Below are 22490 nucleotides of genomic sequence, written 5' to 3' on the forward strand. Positions count from 1 at the left end.
GACAAAAATACGGATTTGTGCTATAATTTTCGGCTGAGTTTTAGAATTTAGCTCCATAGATTTTGGGCTAATTTTTTGCAAGATTGATTATATAAATCGAGCAGTTTCTTCAAGCTGTTTGTAATAAGGAGTATGCATGAGCGTATCGGAAATTCGACCGATTGCCATTGAGGATGAACTGAAGAGCTCATATCTCGACTATGCTATGAGTGTCATTGTCTCTCGTGCACTACCAGACGTTAGAGATGGTTTAAAGCCAGTTCATCGCCGTGTTCTTTATGCGATGCATGAGCTTGGAAATGATTATAACAAAGCTTACAAAAAATCAGCGCGTGTCGTTGGTGATGTAATCGGTAAATACCACCCTCATGGTGACTCTGCTGTATACGAAACAATCGTTCGTATGGCACAAGATTTCAGTTTACGTTATCAGTTGGTTGATGGTCAGGGTAACTTCGGCTCTGTTGATGGTGACAGTGCAGCAGCGATGCGTTATACCGAAGTGCGTATGCGTAAATTAACGCATGAACTGTTAGCTGATTTAGAAAAAGATACAGTAGAGTGGGAAGATAACTACGACGGTTCAGAGCGTATCCCACAAGTTATGCCAACTCGTGTGCCAAATTTACTCATTAATGGTGTCACGGGTATTGCTGTAGGTATGGCAACCAATATGGCGCCGCATAATATGACTGAAGTGGTCAATGCGTGCTTAGCCTATGCCAATAATCCGAATATCAGTATTGAAGGATTGATGGAACATATTTCGGGTCCAGACTTTCCTACAGGCGGCATCATCTACGGTAAATCGGGTATTGTTGATGCTTACCGTACTGGTAAAGGTCGTTTATTTATTCGTGGTAAGTATCATTTAGAAGAAGACCAAAAAACAGGTCGTACGACGATTGTATTCACTGAAATTCCATATCAAGTGAACAAAGCAAAAACGATTGAACGTATTGCTGAACTTGTGAAAGAGAAGAAGCTCGAAGGTATTTCAGAGTTACGCGACGAATCTGATAAAGAAGGGATGCGTATTGCAATTGACTTAAAGCGTGGCGAAAACGCTGAAGTAATTGTTAATAATTTATTCCAAAATACTCAGCTTCAAAATTCATTCAGTATTAATATGGTTTGCTTGGATAATGGCCAGCCAAAGCTGATGAATTTAAAAGACATCATTGCTGCTTTCATTCGCCATCGTCAAGAAGTTGTAACACGTCGTACGATGTTCGAATTACGTAAAGCGCGTGAACGTGGTCATATCTTGGAAGGTTTAACGGTTGCTTTAGCAAATATTGATGCCATCATCGAAACCATTAAAACCTCTGCGAATCCGCAAGAAGCACGTGAACGTTTGCAAGCAGGGGAATGGTCTGCAGGTGGTGTAGTTGCTTTATTGGAAAAAGCAGGTTCAGTTTCTGTTCGCCCAGATGAGATTGAGGGTGAAGATCCTAATAAACCGTTTGGATTATCTGGCAATATTTATCGTCTCTCGCCGACTCAAGTGGGTGCAATTTTAGAATTACGTTTGCATCGTTTAACTGGTTTAGAACAAGATAAGCTGCATGCAGAATATTCTGAAATTTTGGCACAAATTGCGGAGTTGACAGCAATTCTTAATGATTTTGAATTGTTGATGAACGTGATTCGTGAAGAACTTGCACTTATTCTTCAGCAATACGGTGATGAGCGTCGTACTGCGATTGTAGAATCTCGTGTAGATTTCTCTCGTGAGGATTTAATTCCAGAAGAACAAGTTGTTTTAACCGTTTCTCAATCAGGCTATGCGAAAACACAGCCACTTTCTGATTATGCTGCGCAACGTCGTGGTGGGCGTGGTAAATCAGCAACGTCTATGAAAGAAGATGATTACATTCAACATTTGATTGTGACATCTAACCATGCAACAGTTTTATGCTTTACCAATGTCGGCAAAGTCTATCGCTTAAAAGTTTTTGAAGTGCCTCAAGCTTCTCGTGGTGCAAAAGGTCGCCCTATGGTGAACTTATTGCCATTAGATGAAAATGAGACAATTACTGCTATTCTGCCAGTGATTGATGCACCGAAGAAATTTAAAGAACGTCTAGCCGATTTCCGTCAGTTTGTTAAATCTCATCAAGCTCAATTACAGCAAAACGAAATCATTGCTGCACACTATGATGCATTAGAAAAATCATTTGCTGATCTAGCAGATGGTGACGATCTATCGGACGAATTGCGTACACATCTGAAAGAGTTAGGAGTTGAATTATCAACTACAGATCTTGATGATGAAGTAGTAGTTGAATTTGCTGAGCTTGCAGAAAACTTACGTAAAAACTTCTATGTCTTTATGGCAACGGAATACGGTACGATCAAGCGAGTTGAACTTGAGCAGTTCTCTAATGTACGTTCAAATGGTTTACGTGCAATCGAGTTAGCTGGAGATGACCGTTTAATTGGTGTTGCGATTACTGACGGTGAACAACAAATTATGTTGTTCTCGAATGAAGGTAAAGCGATTCGATTTGCAGAAACTGATGTACGTGCAATGGGTCGTTCTGCGAAAGGTGTACGTGGTATGCGTGTCACCATTGGATTGGCTCAAGCGGAAGAAATTGAAGACAATGATGTAGATTCAGAAGATGAAGATACGGATTCTAATTTCTTAAGCCGTATTGTTTCATTAGTTGTTGTCCCGGCAACAGGTGAAGTGCTATGTGCTTCAGCTAATGGTTACGGTAAGCGTACGCCAGTGGATGACTTCCCGACCAAGAAACGTGGTGGTAAAGGCGTCATTGCGATCAAGACATCTGATCGTAATGGTGAGCTGGTTGGTGCCGTAGCGATCGATGTCAGTAAAGAAGTCATGCTGATTTCTGATGGTGGTACGCTAGTACGTACTCGTGCATCTGAAATAGCTCAGACGGGTCGTAATGCACAAGGTGTACGTTTAATCCGCTTAGGTGAAAACGAGACATTGGTTGGTGTTGAAGCGATTGAAGCTGTTGAGGAAGATGATTTTATAGAATCAGTTGAAGGTGAAGAGGCTTCAATTGAATCTAATGAATCAGTAGATACTCAAGAAATTGATACGACTGATAGCGATGAAAAATCTACAGATGAATAATTTGTAGGAATTAAAAAAGGACGCTGAAGCGTCCTTTTTTAATTAACAATAGTCTAAAAAAGAATTTTAATTAAAAATGAAACTCAAATTTAATTATAGCTTGCTGATTGTAATAGCACTGTTTATAACAGCATGTAGTGAACCCTTTCATTTCAGCTGAATGAAGGAGAGAGGGGAATCTGAGGAATATTGTTCATAAACAAAACATTCAGCTGTAAATACTGATGCGCTTTATGATGCAGTTCGAGATAAAAATAATGAAATGGTTGTTGAAATTGTAGATCAAGATATAAAAGATGGATTTTTATTACACAGTCATTTTAAAAGAGTCAGCTATGAATGGTATGGTGAGATGTTTTAATTGTTCGCATGAAATGAAAGACAATACAACGAAATAGTCATAATAAATTTTTGTCAGATTGAGAGCTGTTGTAGTGAGCGATTTAAACTTACTAACTACGGTGTCTCTCAAAATATAGTAAACATAAATCTCTGATAAATGTAGAGCTTATTGAAAAAATAGCTTTAGTGTGAAAACAAGATTGAAATTATTTAAGTTGAATATACTGCAAGCTATGGTTATCTGTGGTTAAATGCCATCATTTTATTGTGTTTCACTCTGAAAGGAAAAATCATGCGCGCGTACAACTTCTGTGCTGGTCCTGCTGCATTACCTACTGCTGTATTAGAAAAAGCTCAAGCTGAGATGCTTGATTGGCAGGGTAAGGGCCTATCAATCATGGAAATGAGTCATCGTAGTGCAGACTACGTCGCTGTTGCTGAAAAAGCAGAAGCAGACTTACGCAAGTTGATGAATATTCCTGAGAACTACAAAGTGCTTTTCTTACAGGGTGGTGCTTCTCTACAATTCTCTGCGATTCCATTGAATCTATTAGGGAAAAATAACAAAGCAGATTATATCCATACTGGCATTTGGTCTGAAAAAGCTTTAAAAGAAGCAAAACGTTATGGCGAAATTAACGTGATCGAAGCTGGTATTAAAGATGCAGATGGTAATCTTGCAATTTCTGATGAAAGTACATGGAATTTATCTGCTGATGCTGCCTATGTTCATTATGCAGATAACGAAACGATTGGTGGTATTCAATTTAAAAATATCCCAACTACGGATAAACCACTGGTTGCAGATTTATCTTCTAGTATTTTGTCGGCACCAATTGATGTTTCAAAATTCGGTCTTATTTACGCGGGTGCGCAAAAAAATATCGGTCCTGCTGGTTTAACATTGGTAATCATTCGCGATGATTTATTAGATCAAGCAAAAGAAGAAATTCCGAGCATCTTGAAGTATTCAGCGCAAGCGAAGAACGATTCTATGGTGAATACACCTTCTACTTATGCTTGGTATTTATCAGGCTTAGTATTTGAATGGTTGCTTGAACAGGGTGGTGTAGAGGCAATTCATCAAGTGAACCAGCAAAAAGCTGAATTATTGTATGGTTATATTGATTCAAGTGACTTCTATGCAAATCCAATTGCGAAAGAATATCGTTCAATTATGAATGTGCCATTTACATTGGCGAAGCCTGAACTTGAAAAGCAATTCCTGAAAGAAGCAGAGGAAAATAATTTATTAAATCTTGCAGGACATCGTTCAGTAGGTGGTATGCGTGCGAGTATTTACAATGCAGTGCCACTTGAAGGTGTACAAGCTCTTGTGAAATTTATGGATGATTTTGCGAAGCGTAACGCTTAAAATCAGTTCGTAAAAAAGCCTGTCATATGACAGGCTTTTTTATGTGTCTAAAACGTAGATGAAAGTAATCAACGCTAATTTATTAAAATGCTGGAATAAGATTGGTAAAGTGGAAAATAAAAGCAGCGAGGAAAACACCTAAGAAAAAGAAACAGTAAGCACCCTTGTCTACACGAATACGAGGGCGTGCTTGTTCCATTAAGCCTGTTGATTGTTCCGGTATAATTTTCATCTAGGAGCCTAAATATTACTTTATAGTTAAATCCTATTTATTTGATGTATTTTTAGCATAAATATTCGCCTGAATCCATATATTTCCACGAATATATTGACCAATTTCGAAATTTTTATAATTCTCATCCTTAGTCGCGATACGAATAAGTGTAGCAGGTTGGTTTTCTTCCAAAATAAGTGTTACATCATAAAGTTGATAAAATTGATCGTTGAACTGCATTTGGGTCTTGCCAACCACTTTTCCTTGGAACCAGGCCTCATCTTCCTGACCCATGGTTTCACCGTACAAGTAAGCCACCATTTTCGAAAAATCGACCGTTACAGGTTCTTTATCGGCATCTGATTTAGGTTCCCAAGCATCAATCAGCTGCTGTAAATTATCTGGCGCTACACCATTGTGTTCACTCAAAATTTCATTTAAAGCACGATGGTGTTTAATTGAAGCTGGATCATCCACAACAATTTGTTCTTGATCAGCAACTTTTTCTAGCTCATAAGCCCACGCATTTAATTGGACTTTATAAGATTGATTTTTTTGGTATTGAATTTGGTTAACACTGTATAAGCTATCAAAAGCATAAACCACACTATTATCACTAACTTTTAATTGTAACACTGCTTGCGTGTTGGACTTACATGTAATGATGCGTTCAATCGTCGCGTTCAACGTATAAGGACTATCAAAAGTAGGGAAGGCTGTTTTGACTGCTTTAGGTTTATTGTCTTCTACAGCAATGACTTGAACCAATTGGATAGGTTGTTGTTTAGGTCCTTGAATTAGCCAAACATTCGGATCCATATCTTGTTCTTCAGCACAAATCCCCATCGGCATGACAGGTGCATTTAGTGCTTCACTCAACCATTTTGGAACCTGAACAGTCGGATCATCAGTTAACAGCGCCCAATGTTCTACATGGCTACCAAAGCTTTGATCTTCTATCGTAATAATTTCAGGTTTGTTTTGATTGTTCATATGCTCATTCTAAGATTGAGTGAATTACTTTATGTAATATCGAGGATAATTGATATTTTTCAAGTCTTGAATTGTTTTTTCTTTATGCAATCCAAAAGTTTAACGTGGCATAAATGAAAAAGAGCACCTAAGTGCTCTATGGGAATCATGAGTTAGAACTTAAATGTAACATCTGCAATGAATTGACGACCGATTTCAGGACTTGGTGTTGGTGTCACTGAGGATGTATTGGAAGAAAAATACTCATTTTTACGGTTAAGTACATTATTAATGGTTAAACCAAAAATAGTTTGCGTATTCTTTGAACTCGGTATTGTGTAGGTAGTACGCATATCCCAATTCAAAGCATTTTTCGTTTTGTATGCAGTGTAAGTGTCATATTTCATACCATCGAGTTCATAGACGAATTCAGTTTTACTGGTACTCAGGGTTTTTTTCATACCTGGTGTCCCTGCACGATAGCTAAGATAATGATTAATATTTAAAGGAATATTATTAAAACCAATATTCCAATCTAGTCTAACTGTCCATGGAGTATTGAAATTATCAGTGGGTTTATCTTCAGCATTAATCAGTTTGCCATCATAATAAATTTGTGATGTACCTGTGTAGTAGTTGCTTTCATAGCTATCAAAATTACGATTTGTATCTGTCATATCGGCATTTAGGCTTAAATAATGCACAGAATTTTTAAATACAAGTCGTTTAATATTTTTTAAAGAGAAAGTTAATATTTCAGCTTCAGATTTTCCTGAGTTGTTATAAGACTTATTACCTTGCTGCTGGCGTAATTGGTCTTTGTTCTCTCGCTGAACATATTTTAAACCAGTATTGATGTTCCAAATATTGGTGTTAAAAGCAAATACAGATTCATCTGAAAACGGCGTATCCAGCTCTGACCTTGATTTGAAGGATGGCATAAACGTCGGGTCGAGTTCCCAATCTTCAGAAAGACTATTTCTCTTAAATTTTGTCTGTAATCGACCTCGTTGAGCTTGTAATTCGTTGGCGAATGCGTTTAAACCATAATAGCGATTCCAACCAGCCGTGATAAATAATTGATCATTGCCAAATGGCTTCAAAACAAATGAACTACGAGGTGCAATATTGGTGTTTTGAGTCAGTGAATCATAATCAGCTCGTAAGCCTAAACTAGATTGAATAAATGGATTAACATAAATTGAATCTTCGAGATATGCATGCCAACGATCTTGGCGTACATTGATTTGTCCTGCATCATATTTAAATCGTTGCGTTAAATATTGCCCGTCAATTGAATTGCCTTCGTCACAAGCATCATAACGACGACCATCAGAAGCGTAACAGTTTAAGTTTTCAATATTTTTGGAAGAGATAGTAGTTGTGTAATAATTATTAGAAACTTCAGGTCTTTCCCAATACGCTTCATAATGACCATAACCTGCACCCATTTTGAATTGGTGTGATGAGTTCGCAAAGTTTATTGGTTCAAATAGGGCTTTGATTGAGTATTCGAGTTTTTTTTCTTCTTGTGATAATGAACCATAGTTTCCATAAGATTGCGTACTTAAATTAGGATTCCAATTCTTTGTTGAAGATCGAGCCCACACGTACGCATCCTGTTCTGCCTGTCGCGAGTTTTTTTGTGTTTGATAATTAAGTTGTTGTTCTAACCGAACAGCATTTAATTTATTTTTTAAATTGATATAAATACTTTGACTATCAGATATTTGCGTGTTTTCTGAGTTTAAAAATGTAGCATTGAAGTACTCACCTTTATTTTCAAATAGCTGAGTTCCTATTTTTAATGAGGTTTTATCTGAAGGTGTATAGAAGAGTTCGACACTATAATTGCTCGCAGCACGTGTTTGGTCTAATTCTGCTGGCTCAATAAAATTCGTTTTTAATGGAATTAAGGAATGTCGAAAAGAGCCAAAAGCATTGAAACCTAATTGGTCTGTGAGATTACCATACAGTGTTGCACTGACTCCTTGTTTAGTAAAGAAAGGTTGATTTTTTTCACTGTTGGAGGTTTCAAATTCCTGTTGGCTTTCTGGATTAGGAAAGTTGATTTTAGACCAAGAATCAGATGTATAATCATAGGTAATATTACCGTGAATTTTGCCTATCTCAGTTTTTGGTGCGCAGGTTTCTGCACTCACTACACCGCCAGTAAATTCACCATATTCAGCGCTCACATTGCTATCAAGCAGTTTAATATTACAAATCAGGTCTGCATTGACTGCAACAGCTTGACTAGAGCCGAGTAGTTCATTATTTGAGTTCGATGTTGTTGCACCCACAGGGTTAATATTATTGTTGATGCTCATCCCATTGATTAGAAATTTATTTTCATAGGGTAAACCGCCATTGATGCTAATTTCGGCTGGGCTAAGTTCACCTTGTTGTAAGCCACTTTTAAAATTATTACCAAATTGCACATTAGGATTTACTTTTAAAAAATCAGTAATGTTCTTAGAACTATTGGGTGTCTTGTCTAAGTCATCCTTCGTATAAAGATTTTTTCCAACTTCTTGTTGCTCAGTTGCATTCGTTACAATTGTATTGAGTTTGATTGAATCATCATTAGCTGTTGAATTTATTTCTGTTTCATTTGCACAAACTGTAGTTGAGAGAATCGTAAGAATGGCTAAATTTAATTTTGAGCGTACAAATGACATGATTTAACATTGAGAGAATAAAAACGATAGCGATTATCATTTAATAATACTTATTTCACAATATTAATGATAATAATTATCAATACTATATTACGATTAACATAATATAAAAAAGCGATAGTTAAAAATTGGAACAAAAAGCCCCAATACTTTTCAATTAAGATCAATCCACAGGATGATCAAGATTTCTAAAATATTGGGGTATTTAAAGATTTTTACTCTGAAACGAGTGTTTCAAGTAAATGGGGCGCTAATTTATTTAAAATATAGCAGAATAATTCAGCTGTTTTCTGTGTGTCATACAAAGCAGAGTGGGCTTCTTTACCATCAAACTCGATGCCAGCTTGAATACATGATTTAGCCAAAACAGTTTGTCCGAACATCACAGCACTCAAAGTCACCGTATCAAAAACCGAGAAACTATGAAATGGATTTTGATTCTTAGTTCCAGTACGTGCAATTGCCGCTTTTAAAAAACCAAGATCAAAATGAGCATTGTGTCCAACTAGCACAGCATGTGTGCATTGTTGTTGTTTGCGTACCTCATTAATTGCTTTAAACATACGTTTAAGTGCAGACTTTTCATCTTCTGCCATCGCTACACGCATTGGATTAAAAGGATCAATGCCAATGAAGTCGAGTGAGCGACGATCTAAATTTGCACCTTCAAATGGATTGATGTGTGCATGATGCGCTTGACCAGGTACAAACTTTCCAGACTCGTCGTAAATGATTGGAATACATGCTATTTCGAGCAATGCATCAGTATCTGCATTAAAACCAGCTGTTTCCACGTCAACAACCACGGGTAGGAACCCGCGGAAGCGTTGACCGATGACAGGTAATGTTTCAGTGGTCACACTTTTCTCCATTGAATTGTTTTACCTGCATAAAGAGGAATGATCTGTTCGCCATCTAAATATTCAAGGCTTTCAGGAATCACTTGATCTTCTTTGATCAATGTAATGGTTTCAGTATTACGAGGTAAACCATAGAAATCCGCACCAAAGAATGAAGCGAAACCTTCAAGACGTTCAATTTTACCTACCTGATCGAATGCTTGAGCATACAATTCAATTGCAGTTGGAGCGCTATAGCATCCCGCACATCCACAGGCATTTTCTTTCGCATTTTTAGAATGCGGAGCGCTGTCAGTACCTAAGAAAAATTTAGGGTTGCCACTTGTTGCGACTTCTAACAAAGTTTGCTGATGTGTCTGGCGTTTTAAAATTGGCAAACAATAGAAATGCGGTTTAACACCACCAACCAACATGTCATTGCGATTGAATAACAAATGTTGTGGTGTAATCGTCGCTGCCACATTGCGATCTTGCTCAAGTACAAAATGTGCAGCTTCGCTTGTGGTGATATGTTCTAAAACTAATTTCAATTTTGGAAATTGTTTAAGCAGCGGTGCTAAAACTTCATCTAAGAAACGTTTTTCACGATCGAAAATATCAACATGATGATGTGTTACTTCGCCGTGGAGTAAGAGAGGAACCTGATGTTCTTCCAGTTGTTCAATGACGCTATACACTTTACGTATATCACTAACGCCATTATCAGAATTTGTGGTTGCTCCAGCAGGGTAAAGCTTAATTGCATTTACATATGGAGAGTTTTTAATTTTTTGTACTTCTTCAGGAGAAGTATGATCCGTAAAGTAGAGCACCATACGAGGATCGAATTTTACATTTTCAGGAACATGCGCCATGATTCTTTCACGATAGGCATGTGCCTCTTCCACAGTTTTTACAGGTGGAACTGTATTTGGCATACAGATTGCGCGATGAAATTGCTTCGCCAAATCAGGAACAGTACGTTGAAGTGCTAAACCATCTCTTAAATGAGCGTGCCAATCATCTGGCTGGATTAAAGTGATCGTATTCAAGGCAAGTCTTACTGAAAAAATAACATAGATGATAATCGATATTGCTTGAAATTGATAACGACAAAAGCCGATAAAAGGGGTTTTACATCTATTTGTGCTGATTAATATAAAAATGAAGCATACGTTAGATGAATGAGTCATTATCCATCTAGGGAACAATAATAGATTTTCACGTCCAAATAAAAAACCGCGCTCAAAGCGCGGTTTTTTGGGACTAAACTAAATCTTAGTTTTTGTCTTTAAGTTGTGGAACAGCAGAACCTGTACCGACAGCAAGTAAACCTGCACCAGTATAGATTCCTAACTTAGCGCGTGTATCTGTAATGTCTAGGTTACGCATGGTTAATTGACCAATACGATCCATTGGCGTGAATACAGAATCACCTTTTTCCATAGTTAAGCGTTCAGCTTCGTATGTAAGGTTCTCAGATTCAGTGTTCATAATGGTGTAATCGTTACCACGACGAAGTTCTAAAGTCACAGTACCTGTGATTGCTTTAGCAACCCAACGTTGCGCAGTTTCACGAAGCATAAGCGCTTGTGAGTCGAACCAACGACCTTGGTAAAGTAAACGACCTAAACGTAAACCGTTGATGCGGTACTGTTCAATGGTATCTTCGTTATGAATACCAGTCACAAGACGTTCGTAAGCAATATGCAGAAGCGCCATACCCGGAGCTTCATAAATACCACGAGATTTCGCTTCGATGATACGGTTTTCGATTTGGTCAGACATACCTAGACCATGACGACCACCGATACGGTTCGCTTCAAGAATTAACTCAACTGGATCTTCAATACGTTGACCGTTAAGAGCAACAGGGAAGCCTTCTTCAAATGTGATTGAAACTTCTTCAGGTGCAATTTCAACGTCTTCTTTCCAGAATGCAACACCCATAATTGGTTCAACGATTTTGATACCAGCATCAAGATACTCAAGATCTTTCGCTTCGTGAGTTGCACCAAGCATGTTTGAGTCTGTTGAGTATGCTTTTTCTTTTGACATTTTATAGTCAAAACCGTTGTCGATGAGGAACTGTGACATTTCTGCACGGCCACCAAGTTCATCGATAAATGTTTGGTCTAACCAAGGTTTGTAAATTTTAAGTGCTGGGTTCGTTAATAGACCATAACGGTAGAAACGCTCAATGTCGTTACCTTTATAAGTAGATCCGTCACCCCAAATGTTGACGTCATCTTCTTTCATCGCAGTAACAAGCATTGTACCTGTGACTGCACGACCAAGTGGCGTTGTATTGAAGTAAGGTACACCACCTGTAGAAATATGGAATGCACCACATTGAATTGCTGCAATACCTTCTAATGCAAGTTGTAAACGGCAATCCACTAAGCGTGCTTTAACAGCGCCATAAGCTTCAGCTTTCTTTGGAATAGCATCGTAATCATCTTCATCTGGCTGACCTAAGTTTGCTGTATACGCATAAGGTTCAGCACCTTTTTGCTTCATCCACAATAAAGCAGCAGAAGTATCAAGACCACCAGAGAAGGCAATACCAACTTTTTTGCCTACAGGTACATTCTGTAAGATAGTTGCATTATCAGACATTGTTCATCCTAACGATAGAATATAGGCACCTAGAAAATTGGTAACCTGAAAAATATATTTCTTCAATTATAGCACTTTTCGTTGGTAATTTTTTTTAAAAAAAGATACGTGGTGCAAAAATATTTGAATAAATAGCAATATTTCGTCAAAACTCAAAAGTAATAAGCAAGTCTTAATCTAATTCATGATTCCTCTTGAAAATAACACAGCGTATTTGTAAAGATTTTTATGCATCAATTTATTTTATTGCAATTTTTCAATGCGAACTTAATGAAAAATATTTTTTGTAAGTGATTGAATATTAATATCTAATTCAATAGTTGGTAATTTATTATAGAAAAAGAAAAAAAATTGCCATAAACAGTTATGAAAAAAGAAGTATAGTTTTATGCAACAAGTTGCAAAGCCCATAAAATAAGGAATTGCCATGACAACTCGCTATGCAAATATATTAAAACCTCTTGATCTTGGTTTCACTACCCTAAAAAATCGTGTCGTGATGGGATCGATGCATACCGGTCTAGAAGATCGTTTTTATAATTATCCTAAATTAGCAGCATATTTTGGTGAGCGTGCTAAAGGGGGCGTAGGTCTCATCATTACAGGTGGTATTTCCCCTAACCGTCAGGGCTGGCTGCTTCCAGCTGGTGGCACAATGAATACCTTAGGTGATGTTGCCCCACACCGATTAGTGACACATGCAGTTCATAAACATGGTGCAAAAATTTTAATGCAAATTTTGCATTCAGGGCGTTATGGTTATCAACCATTTGTGGTTTCTGCAAGCCCAATAAAATCGCCGATCTCACCATTTAAACCACGTCAGATGTCAGAAAAACAAATTCTGGATACGATTCAAGATTATGCGGCTACAGCAAGTATCGCGAAAAAAGCTGGCTATGATGGTGTCGAAATCATGGGATCAGAAGGCTATTTGCTGAACCAATTTATGAGTCGTCATGTCAATCAGCGTACAGACCAATGGGGCGGGGAAATAGAAAACCGTATGCGCTTTGCAGTTGAAATTGTTAAGGCAATTCGCGCGAAAGTTGGCGAAAAATTTATCATTTGTTTCCGTTTATCTATGCTCGATTTAGTTCATGACGGTAATACAATGAATGAAGTGATCACGGTTGCTAAAGCGCTAGAAGAAGCGGGTATCACATTATTGAATACAGGTATTGGTTGGCATGAAGCTCGTGTTCCAACAATTGTAACCTCTGTTCCTCGTGCGGCATTTGTAGATTATACCGCAGAGGTGAAAAAACATGTGTCTGTGCCTGTGATTGCATCCAACCGAATCAATATGCCTGAAACTGCCGAAGCTATTTTGGCTGAAGGTAAAGCCGACATGATTCAAATGGCTCGTCCATTATTGGCGGATGCTTTCTGGGTGAATAAAACGGCAACTAATCGTGTTGATGAAATCAATACGTGTATTGCGTGTAATCAGGCTTGTTTGGATCATACTTTCAAAAATAAACGTGCCACATGTTTAGTGAATCCACGTGCAGCCTATGAAACTGAACTGGTTTATTTAAAAACCAAGAAGCCAAAAAAAGTAGCTGTTGTGGGTGGTGGTGTAGCTGGAATGTCGGCAGCGACTGTTGCTGCCAGTCGTGGTCATCTAGTTACTTTATTTGAAGCCACTAATGATGTAGGGGGACAATTCAACTTAGCGAAAGTTGTTCCTGGGAAAGAAGAATTTCATGAAACCATTCGCTATTTTAAAGTCCAAATTGAGCGTACTGGGGTTGAACTTCGTTTAAATACTAAAGTTAATCGTGAACAGCTTGAGCGTGAAGGCTTTGATGAAGTGATTGTTGCGACAGGCGTTGTACCACGTGCATTGAAGATCGAAGGAAGTGATGCACCACAAGTTTTATCTTATGCAGAAGTATTAAGAGGTGCGCCTGTGGGTCAAAAGGTAGCAGTAATTGGTGCTGGTGGTATTGGATTTGATGTGTCAGAGTTTTTATTAAAACCTGAACATCAGCCACAGCCACAACCTTTGGCAGAATGGAAACGTGAGTGGGGAGTTGATCCACATGTTCAGTATGTTTCTGAAGGTGGTTTACAACCTGCTGAAGTGGATCATCCAGTTCGCGAAATATATTTATTGCAACGTAAGACAACGCCTTTGGGTATAGGATTAGGTAAAACCTCTGGTTGGGTTCATCGTGCCCAATTAAAAAAACATCATGTGAAAATGTTGCGTGGCGTTCAATATAAATCAGTGAGTGATGAAGGTCTGTGGATCGAAGTTGGTGGGCATGATCAATTATTACGAGTCGATACTATCGTTGTTTGTGCAGGGCAAGAATCTGTTAAAGAGATTATGCCATCAGAGACTGAAACAACTTTAGCGAAATATCATATTATTGGTGGTGCAAAGCTTGCTGCTGAGCTTGACGCTAAGCGTGCGATTCGTGAAGGTGCTGAAATTGCAGCCAAAATTTAATAAATTTGAATCATTTGGTGAAACTATATTCACTTGAATGGTTTGATTGTAATTTTTACTTGTCATGATATGAAAAGCTTCGTATTATGGCGCACATGGAAGCGTGGCAGAGCGGTTTAATGCACCGGTCTTGAAAACCGACGAGGGTGTGAGTCCTCCGTGAGTTCGAATCTCACCGCTTCCGCCAAATTCAAAAACCCTGGCTAATGTCAGGGTTTTTTTATGAGCGAAATAATCGTGCATCATTGCATCATTGCATCATTGCATCATTGCATCATTGCATCATTGCATCATTGCATCATATTGAATATTTAGAATTATGACGGGATCATGACAGAATTTGTCTAAATCAAAAATTTCATAATATCGCTTTAATATATATAAATATTTTAAAAATTATTAATTTTATAGAGTAATTAAACTAAATTTTTTAAAATTCATAGTTACAAAAAAATACATGAATAATTAATTAATAATAAATAAAGAGTTAAAGATAAATTTACAAATGTGAAATGGTTTTAATGAAAATGGCAAAATGTGACTTTATTTACACTTATTTTGTAATGTAATACCATGCTTTTGCAATTTTTTGCATATCAATCGACATTTTTAAACATCCCACCATTCCCCGAATTAGAGTAAGACTAATGAAAAAAATCGCATTATTTTCAGCAGTTTTATTAGCTACGATTGCACAAGCAAATGCAGCTGATGGAACAATTACAATCAACGGTTTAGTTACAGATAAGACTTGTGACATTGTAACGCCACAAGGCAAAAACTTTACTGTGACTCTACCTACAGTTTCAAAACAAACGCTCGCTACAGCTGGTGAAGTCGCTGGTCGTACACCGTTCACGATCAATCTAAGTGATTGTTCAGAAGGTAAAGTCGCAACTTATTTCGAACCTGGTGCAACGGTCGATTTCAACACTGGTCGTTTAAATAACCAAGATGCTAATGGTGCTAAAAACGTACAAGTTCAATTGTTAGGAAGCAACAACCAACCTATTTTAGTTCAGCAGGCTGGTGCGAACGGTGCGCAAACTAACTCTCAGTGGGTTGATGTTGTCGATGGTGGAACTGCTGCACTTGACTACTATGCAGAATACTATGCGACTGGTGCTTCTACAGCAGGTCCTGTAACTACTTCAGTTCAATACACGATTATTTATCAATAATTTGTTTTTAAAATAGAGTTAAGTTATTGATTAACTTGACTCTAATCAAATGTATTAAGTAGAGATCAATTGCATGCTAGGTTCATTTAAAAATATAACAATGACGTTGGGGCTATTGGCTTCGACAAGTTTTGCTCATGCTGAAATCATTATTCATGGAACAAGAGCAATATACCCAGCAGATGCAAGAGAAATCACACTACAGGTCAGTAACAATGGTGATAAACCATCATTGGTACAAGCATGGATTGATGAGGGTGATCCAAAGAGTAAGCCTGAACAATCTAAAGCTCCCTTTATTATTACACCGCCAATCTCGCGTGTTGATCCCACCAAGAGTCAATCGCTTCGAATCACGGCTTTGCCAAATGCAAAATCATTAAGTGGTGAGCAAGAAACTGTGTTTTGGTTGAATGTTTTAGATATTCCGCCTAAACCTAAAGCCAATGCTCAAAGCACGGAACCAGATAACTTTTTACAACTGGCAATACGCTCAAGAATTAAATTATTTTATCGACCAACAAATTTGAAAGATAAGGTTGCAGAAGCTCCAGCAAAATTACAATGGAAGCAAGTGGGTAATCAACTCCAGGTGATTAATCCAACGGCTTATCACGTCACAATCACATCGATATTAAGTCAACAAACTAATGGAAAATTGGTGGATTTGATGAAAGAAGGGATCATGGTGAGCCCCAAATCAAGTGAAAATATAAATCTAAAGTCAGCTATCACTCATAGTAAGTTGAGTTTTACAACGATTAATGATTTTGGTGGGCGTATTCAGACAGATTTGAAATTAAATCCCTAAATTAATGAATCAATATTCCTATTAAATATTAATAGGTAGGCAAAAATATGCTGATCCGTAACCAAAAACAAGATGATGAAAAAAAACTTCCTACAATTATGATTGTTTTGGGGGCTATAACGTTCGGATTTACTTATTTAACGCCAGCACATGGTGAAGAGATTTCAAACGAATCATCAGCGGATGGTGTGGAATTTGACTCATCTTTTTTGATTGGTGAAAACGCACAATCAATTAATACAGATAGGTTTAAGTTTGGAAATCCTATTTTGCCAGGTGAATATAATGTTGATGTTTACGTAAATGGTAACTGGTATCGTAAGCATCGAGTTGTATTCAAGAATGAATTAAATAATAAATCAGCAAATGCTTATACGTGTTTTGATGCAAAAACATTAATGCAGTTTGGTGTCAAAAAAGAGATTTTAAACTTTGAGCCGTCTAATTCTACTTCGACATCTTGTCAGCGTATTGAAAATTGGGTGAAAAATGCATTTTATGAGTTTGATTCTGCTCGTTTAAGACTAGATATTTCTATCCCTCAAATTGCGATGCAACAAAATGCTCAGGGCTACATCGACCCAAGTGCTTGGGATCGAGGGATTAATGCTGGATTTATTTCATACAGTGCCTCAGCATATAAAACAAAAAATAACTCTGAAACCAATCCTGAGATTAACAATGCCTTCATGTCTTTGGCAACTGGTGCAAATTTAGGTGGGTGGCAACTCCGTCATAATGGTCAATGGAAATGGTCTGATCACGAAGATCAGGGGCGTAATAAAAGTAGTTACGATGCAGTCACGACTTATGTACTACGTGCCTTTCCCCAATATCGAGGTATGTTGACACTCGGTGATTATTTTACCAATGGTGAATTATTTGATTCTGTAGGTTATCGCGGTCTAGATTTCACAAGTGATGAACGGATGTTACCCAATAGCATGACGGGTTATGCGCCCCGAATTCGTGGTAATGCTCGTACGAATGCTAAAATCGAAATTAAACAACAAGGTCAAATTATTTATCAAACTACAGTTGCACCGGGTAGTTTTGAAATTAATGATCTTTATCCCACTGGCTTTGGTGGTGAATTAGAAGTTTCAGTCATTGAATCTGACGGTCAAATTCAGCGCTTTTCTGTACCTTATGCATCAGTTGTACAAATGCTAAGACCTGGTATGAATCGTTATTCATTTACGATAGGTGAGTTTAGAGATAAGGATATTGATTTAGATCCATGGGTTGGTCAGGCAAAATATCAACATGGGATCAATAACTATATTACAGCCTATACAGGGCTACAATTTTCTGAAAATTATCAGGCATATTTAGTCGGTACAGCTTTTGCGACACCAATTGGTGCGATTGCAATTGATATCACGCAATCTGATGCTAAGTTTGATCGAAGAAAAGATCAAACTGGACAAAGTTATCGTTTGAGTTACAGCAAATTAATTAGCCCGACGAATACGAATTTAACTTTGGCTGCTTATCGTTATTCAACTGAAAACTTTTTGAAACTACGAGATGCCTTTTTAATCCAAGATTTGGATGAAAAGGGGGTAAGCTCAGGTCATGTAGGTAAGCAGAGAAGTGAGTTTACCATCACGTTAAACCAAGGATTACCAAATAATCTAGGCAATTTCTATGCTACAGGTTCTTGGAGTGATTATTGGAACACCAACCAAAAGTCTAAACAATATCAAGTTGGCTACAGTAATACTTATAATTTGCTGACGTATGGTTTATCTGCCATTAAACGAGAATTAGAAAATAATAATACGAATATTCGTAGCAGCGATACGGAGTATATGCTGACGCTTTCTTTGCCGCTCACATTTAAAAAGAGTGCTTTAAATCTAAGTTCAATTACCACGCAAGATCGTATTAATGTAGGTGCGAGTGGTACAGTGGGCGAAAAATTCAATTACGGATTTTCGACTTCTGCGGATTATGGCAATAATCCAAGTTTTAACACTAACGTACAATATCGAACAAATTATTCAACTCTTGGTGCGTCTTATAGTTTGGCGGATCAATATCAACAAATGTTAGTCACAGCCCGAGGCAATGTAGTTGTACACCGTGATGGCGTACATTTTGGACCAGATCAGGGGCAAACGATGGTCTTAGTCTATGCCCCTGAAGCCTCAGGTGCAAAAGTAAATAATTCGACAGGTTTAGAAATTAATAAATCTGGTTATGCGATTATTCCTTATGTCACACCATATCGTCTGAATGACATTAGCTTGAACCCTGAAGAGATGTCGACAGATGTAGAATTAATGCAAACAAGTCAAAGAATTGCACCTTATTCAGGCGCGATAACGAAAGTGAATTTTGCGACTAAATCAGGGAAGGCAATTTATATCAAAAGTGCGCTAAAAGATGGACAGTCTTTACCATTTGCAGCAGAAGTATTCAATTCTAATCAAGAAAGCATTGGTTTAGTTGCTCAAGGTGGTTTGGTTTATGTCAGAACCGCAGCACTCAAAGATACTTTAAACATTGTTTGGGGTGATGAGCCAGATGATCGTTGCCAAATCCAATATGATGTCACTGCGCATCAGTCTGAAAATATGATTACGACAGAGGCACTATGTCAATGAAAACTAAGATTTTAATAGGTGCTGTTGTACTCTCAGGTTTTGCCATAACTTCTGTTCAAGCAGCTTGTACACCTCAAGCTAACTTTAGAACAGTTGATATTAGCATGGCTGTTGGCAGAGTCGTAGTCAGACCATCTGATCCAGTAGGCCGAGTTTTAACCAAAAAAACGTTTCCAATTTCACCGAATGGTTCAAGTATTCGGTGTGATCGAAATCCTGTAAATATTAATGCAAGACTGATTCAAAATGGTCAGTTGAGTCCCGCTGGGGATTCAGTTTATGAAACCAATATTCCAGGTATTGGGATTAGGCTTTATCGTGAAGCCGCAAATAATCAAAATTTTTCAGGTTATTATCCATACTCTCGTAGGTTAACGGCTAATACAACTTATAACTTAGATAATGGTTTTTTTGTTGTCGAAATTATCAAAACTGCAGTGAATACGGGTTCAGGTGTAATAGCACCGGGACGTTATAGTACTTATTATGTAGAGGGCTATCCTCAGCAAGCTTTTTTAACCAGTACAGTATACGGTAATGCGATTACGATTGCTTCAAGTTCATGTGAGATCCAAGGAAATATCAATAAAACGGTGAATTTACCTACAGTAAATAAATCTGATTTTAAAGGTGTTGGATCTACAGCGGGTGAGCAGGCATTTGATATGAATATCTTATGTAATGGTGGAGATAATCCGACGAGTGTGACAGAAACAAACCGAATTAGCCTAAGCTTTGATTACACTTCAAATGGAAATAATTCAATCGTAAATGATGCAGCGTCAAATGTCAGAGCCAAAGGTGTAAATACACAATTAATTTCCAATTATCAAAATCAAGATAAAGTTATTACTCAAGGTGAGCCAATACAACTTGGCACCGTGAGCTCGAATCAAACGGTTCAATATAACTTGCCATTGAAAGCACGCTATATCCAAGTTGAAAACCAAGTAGAACCTGGTCGTGTGAGAGGTCAGGCAACGGTCACAATCCAATATCAATAGTGATATGTAGTTCACATTAACAAAAAATATTTAATTTATAATATTGTTTTAACTATATTTTTATGTAAATTTAAAGATCGTATGCTTTATTGGGGAAAGGCAATGCGATCATTATTTATACTTATTCTAAATATGGTCATTTCGGTGCACGTCGTGCATGCTCAAAATATTGAATTTCAAGGTTCAGTCATTGAAAATTATAGCTGTTCTGAAAGTTCTTTAGAAAAATATTGTATTGAATTACATGAACTCATTCAGCAGTTAAAAGATCATCAAGTGACTCAAGATGATCGTTTAAGTTTAGATCATTATGTGGTTCAAGTAAGCAATGTAAATGGGCAAGATAAGAAAATGATTTCAGTTTATTACCACTAATTAATCTCAAAAGCTTGCAATGGAATAATGCTCTTCCATAAGAAATCTACGTTGTCATTAATGGAGATGGATTGAATTGGTATTGAAGATTAATCACCAAACTTATTTGGGATGACCAGTAACCTTTTTTTGAGTTGATCATCTTCAACCAGTCTGACTTCAGCATCTAAGTTATAGAGTTGATGGACTAATTGCTTTGTTAGAACATCTTCTGATTTTCCTTGTGCAATGATTTGACCATTTTTCATGGCAACTAGAAAATCGGCACAGCGTGCAGCAGTGGCTAATTCATGTAGAACCATCACTATGGTTTTACCTTGTGAGGCTAGAGAGCGGACTAAATTTAAAATATCGGCTTGATGACCGATATCGAGCATACTGATTGGTTCATCTAAAAGAATTAAAGGAGTTTGTTGTGCGAGTACCATTGCGATCCATGCACGTTGACGTTGACCTCCTGATAGATTACTTAAATTTTGATTTTTTAATTCGCTTAAATGGGTCGCAGACAAAGCGTCATCAATCGCTTTTTGGTCCTCGATGTTGAGTCGTTTAAACCAACCTTGATGTGGAAAACGACCGAAGCTTACTAACTGCTCAACTGTCATGCCGTTGGGTGTAGTTACATGCTGTGGAAGTAATGCAAGTTGTTTAGCGAGCAACTTTTTACTGAGTATATTCAGTTGATTTTTTTCCCAAATGACTTCGCCTTGATCATATGGATGAATTTGAGCAATACATTTTAACAAGGTCGATTTTCCACAGCCATTTGGACCAATGAGGACGATGACTTGACCCTGCTGAAATTCAGCATTGATACCCTTCAAAACTTGATGATGATTATATCCAGCACTTAATTGATTGATGATTAAACTCATGTACGACTCATACTTCTAGAATGACGATATAACAACCACAACAACAGTGGACCACCAACCATGCCACTAATAATGCCTGCGGGAATTTCGACAGGGGCAAGCAAATTTTTTCCTAGTAAATCGGCACATAAAACCATTAATGCACCAATACACATGGTTGGAAAAATCGGAAATAAATGATGAGAAAATGATTTAAATGCGATGATTGGTGCGGCAATAGCCACGAATCCAATGGGGCCTGCAATACTGACAGCGGTCCCAGCGAGAAACGCAGCAATAATAATGAGCATCAGTCTAATTATAGGTAAGGGTTCTCCTAGACTATCAATGACAGAATCAGGGAGAACCATTGCACTAAATAGTCGCCGCCACAGCACAATAATACTGACAAGCAGCATGATAAAAATCGAAGTTGGTAGCAAGATGCTGTAGCTTCGACCAATCAAACTACCACTACTAAAAATTAAAATATTACTGGTGTGCATTACTGGCAGTGTCGCAAGGATAAGGTCAAAACTGGCTTTCATGAGTGTTGCAATTCCGACCCCGATGACCAAAATACGATACCCCTGTGTTCCTACGCCGCCTGAAGCAATTAAAATAAAAAAAACACAGAAGATCGCACCCACTAATGCTTGCCACCATTGACCTAACATACTAGAACTTGAGAGGAGAATGGTGAATGCCAAAGCAAGCACTGCACTGTCACTGATACCAAAAACATCTGGGCTCGCAAGAGGATTTTTGGTGATAATTTGAAGAATGAGACCAGATAAGGCGAGTGCAGCACCAATCAATAAGGCTGCCAAAAGTCGTGGTAATCTAATCTTTTCAACGAGAAGTTGATGTGGAGCTGACGCATTGCCTGTCAATACATTCCATAGCGTATTCAAATTTAATGTGATTTCACCGTACATCAGGCTAAATAAACTAAGTGATATCAGTAGAATTGCAATGATTATCCAAGCCTTTATCACTGATTTTTGTTTTAAACGACTCAAGAGAGAAGACATA

At 37.7% G+C, this 22490-nt stretch carries 16 protein-coding genes and 1 tRNA gene; 9 read left to right on the forward strand and 8 right to left on the reverse strand.

Going from position 1 to position 22490, the window contains the following annotated elements; genetic code table 11:
* Positions 1–136: 136 nt before the first annotated feature.
* Both gyrA and serC read left to right on the forward strand, forming a co-directional pair.
* Positions 137–3112: a DNA gyrase subunit A gene (gene gyrA / locus AC1M9E_RS04105; RefSeq protein ID WP_092765977.1), complete on the forward strand. Its 2976-nt coding sequence runs from the start codon at positions 137–139 to the stop codon at positions 3110–3112.
* Between the two features lie 634 nt (positions 3113–3746).
* Positions 3747–4829, forward strand: a complete 1083-nt coding sequence (gene serC, locus AC1M9E_RS04110) for a 3-phosphoserine/phosphohydroxythreonine transaminase (RefSeq protein WP_035266433.1) — start codon at positions 3747–3749, stop codon at positions 4827–4829.
* An 82-nt stretch (positions 4830–4911) separates the two neighbouring features.
* Here the strand turns inward: serC and AC1M9E_RS04115 are convergent, their stop codons facing one another.
* The 6 genes from AC1M9E_RS04115 to argG all read right to left on the reverse strand — a co-directional run bounded on the left by AC1M9E_RS04115 (position 4912) and on the right by argG (position 12154).
* On the reverse strand, positions 4912–5061 hold the full coding sequence (locus AC1M9E_RS04115) for a hypothetical protein (protein WP_171076764.1): 150 nt from the start codon (positions 5059–5061) through the stop codon (positions 4912–4914).
* A gap of 33 nt (positions 5062–5094) precedes the next feature.
* Positions 5095–6036: a hypothetical protein gene (locus AC1M9E_RS04120; protein WP_035266435.1), complete on the reverse strand. Its 942-nt coding sequence runs from the start codon at positions 6034–6036 to the stop codon at positions 5095–5097.
* Positions 6037–6188: 152 nt separating this feature from the next.
* Positions 6189–8696, reverse strand: a complete 2508-nt coding sequence (locus AC1M9E_RS04125; protein WP_488225052.1) for a TonB-dependent receptor — start codon at positions 8694–8696, stop codon at positions 6189–6191.
* A 215-nt stretch (positions 8697–8911) separates the two neighbouring features.
* Complete coding sequence (gene rnt / locus AC1M9E_RS04130; protein ID WP_035266446.1) at positions 8912–9568, reverse strand: ribonuclease T; 657 nt, start codon at positions 9566–9568, stop codon at positions 8912–8914.
* Positions 9553–10587, reverse strand: a complete 1035-nt coding sequence (gene pyrC / locus AC1M9E_RS04135) for a dihydroorotase (protein WP_035266516.1) — start codon at positions 10585–10587, stop codon at positions 9553–9555. Before pyrC ends, rnt begins: the two co-directional genes overlap by 16 nt.
* A gap of 226 nt (positions 10588–10813) precedes the next feature.
* The gene (gene argG, locus AC1M9E_RS04140; protein ID WP_092765981.1) at positions 10814–12154 is read right to left on the reverse strand and encodes an argininosuccinate synthase; all 1341 of its coding nucleotides are present in this window, start codon (positions 12152–12154) and stop codon (positions 10814–10816) included.
* A 427-nt stretch (positions 12155–12581) separates the two neighbouring features.
* On the opposite strand from argG, the gene AC1M9E_RS04145 reads away from it, so the two are divergent.
* The 7 genes from AC1M9E_RS04145 to AC1M9E_RS04175 all read left to right on the forward strand — a co-directional run bounded on the left by AC1M9E_RS04145 (position 12582) and on the right by AC1M9E_RS04175 (position 20598).
* Positions 12582–14615 carry an oxidoreductase gene (locus tag AC1M9E_RS04145; protein ID WP_481607101.1) on the forward strand — a complete coding sequence of 678 codons (2034 nt, stop codon included), beginning with the start codon at positions 12582–12584 and terminating at the stop codon, positions 14613–14615.
* Between the two features lie 97 nt (positions 14616–14712).
* A tRNA-Ser gene (locus AC1M9E_RS04150) sits at positions 14713–14802 on the forward strand.
* 460 nt (positions 14803–15262) lie between these two features.
* Positions 15263–15796, forward strand: a complete 534-nt coding sequence (locus AC1M9E_RS04155) for a fimbrial protein (protein ID WP_035266450.1) — start codon at positions 15263–15265, stop codon at positions 15794–15796.
* Positions 15797–15896: 100 nt separating this feature from the next.
* Positions 15897–16607 (forward strand): fimbrial biogenesis chaperone, encoded by a 711-nt coding sequence (locus AC1M9E_RS04160; protein ID WP_481607138.1) that lies wholly within the window; start codon positions 15897–15899, stop codon positions 16605–16607.
* A 98-nt stretch (positions 16608–16705) separates the two neighbouring features.
* A complete protein-coding gene (locus AC1M9E_RS04165; protein ID WP_488225193.1) occupies positions 16706–19219 on the forward strand; it encodes a fimbria/pilus outer membrane usher protein in 2514 nt (837 codons plus the stop codon).
* Positions 19216–20223, forward strand: a complete 1008-nt coding sequence (locus AC1M9E_RS04170) for a fimbrial protein (RefSeq protein ID WP_481607100.1) — start codon at positions 19216–19218, stop codon at positions 20221–20223. Before AC1M9E_RS04165 ends, AC1M9E_RS04170 begins: the two co-directional genes overlap by 4 nt.
* Before the next feature lie 102 nt (positions 20224–20325).
* Entirely contained in the window at positions 20326–20598 is a 273-nt protein-coding gene (locus tag AC1M9E_RS04175) for a hypothetical protein (RefSeq protein WP_481607099.1), read from the forward strand.
* Positions 20599–20687: 89 nt separating this feature from the next.
* Here the strand turns inward: AC1M9E_RS04175 and AC1M9E_RS04180 are convergent, their stop codons facing one another.
* A complete protein-coding gene (locus tag AC1M9E_RS04180; RefSeq protein WP_488225053.1) occupies positions 20688–21476 on the reverse strand; it encodes an ABC transporter ATP-binding protein in 789 nt (262 codons plus the stop codon).
* Positions 21473–22489: a FecCD family ABC transporter permease gene (locus tag AC1M9E_RS04185; RefSeq protein ID WP_481607097.1), complete on the reverse strand. Its 1017-nt coding sequence runs from the start codon at positions 22487–22489 to the stop codon at positions 21473–21475. The genes AC1M9E_RS04180 and AC1M9E_RS04185 overlap by 4 nt, the downstream gene beginning before the upstream one ends.
* Between the last annotated feature and the right edge of the window lies 1 nt (position 22490).

The sequence above is a fragment of the Acinetobacter sp. 24-47-47 genome (genome assembly GCF_057737035.1).

What these genes read in the sequence shown, in the direction of transcription:
- gyrA (WP_092765977.1), top strand. Translation starts at nt 137, where the DNA reads ATGAGCGTATCGGAAATTCGACCGATTGCCATTGAGGATGAACTGAAG.
- serC (WP_035266433.1), top strand. Translation starts at nt 3,747, where the DNA reads ATGCGCGCGTACAACTTCTGTGCTGGTCCTGCTGCATTACCTACTGCT.
- AC1M9E_RS04115 (WP_171076764.1), bottom strand. Translation starts at nt 5,061, where the DNA reads ATGAAAATTATACCGGAACAATCAACAGGCTTAATGGAACAAGCACGC.
- AC1M9E_RS04120 (WP_035266435.1), bottom strand. Translation starts at nt 6,036, where the DNA reads ATGAACAATCAAAACAAACCTGAAATTATTACGATAGAAGATCAAAGC.
- AC1M9E_RS04125 (WP_488225052.1), bottom strand. Translation starts at nt 8,696, where the DNA reads ATGTCATTTGTACGCTCAAAATTAAATTTAGCCATTCTTACGATTCTC.
- rnt (WP_035266446.1), bottom strand. Translation starts at nt 9,568, where the DNA reads ATGGAGAAAAGTGTGACCACTGAAACATTACCTGTCATCGGTCAACGC.
- argG (WP_092765981.1), bottom strand. Translation starts at nt 12,154, where the DNA reads ATGTCTGATAATGCAACTATCTTACAGAATGTACCTGTAGGCAAAAAA.
- AC1M9E_RS04145 (WP_481607101.1), top strand. Translation starts at nt 12,582, where the DNA reads ATGACAACTCGCTATGCAAATATATTAAAACCTCTTGATCTTGGTTTC.
- AC1M9E_RS04155 (WP_035266450.1), top strand. Translation starts at nt 15,263, where the DNA reads ATGAAAAAAATCGCATTATTTTCAGCAGTTTTATTAGCTACGATTGCA.
- AC1M9E_RS04160 (WP_481607138.1), top strand. Translation starts at nt 15,897, where the DNA reads ATGACGTTGGGGCTATTGGCTTCGACAAGTTTTGCTCATGCTGAAATC.
- AC1M9E_RS04165 (WP_488225193.1), top strand. Translation starts at nt 16,706, where the DNA reads ATGATTGTTTTGGGGGCTATAACGTTCGGATTTACTTATTTAACGCCA.
- AC1M9E_RS04170 (WP_481607100.1), top strand. Translation starts at nt 19,216, where the DNA reads ATGAAAACTAAGATTTTAATAGGTGCTGTTGTACTCTCAGGTTTTGCC.
- AC1M9E_RS04175 (WP_481607099.1), top strand. Translation starts at nt 20,326, where the DNA reads ATGCGATCATTATTTATACTTATTCTAAATATGGTCATTTCGGTGCAC.
- AC1M9E_RS04180 (WP_488225053.1), bottom strand. Translation starts at nt 21,476, where the DNA reads ATGAGTTTAATCATCAATCAATTAAGTGCTGGATATAATCATCATCAA.
- AC1M9E_RS04185 (WP_481607097.1), bottom strand. Translation starts at nt 22,489, where the DNA reads ATGTCTTCTCTCTTGAGTCGTTTAAAACAAAAATCAGTGATAAAGGCT.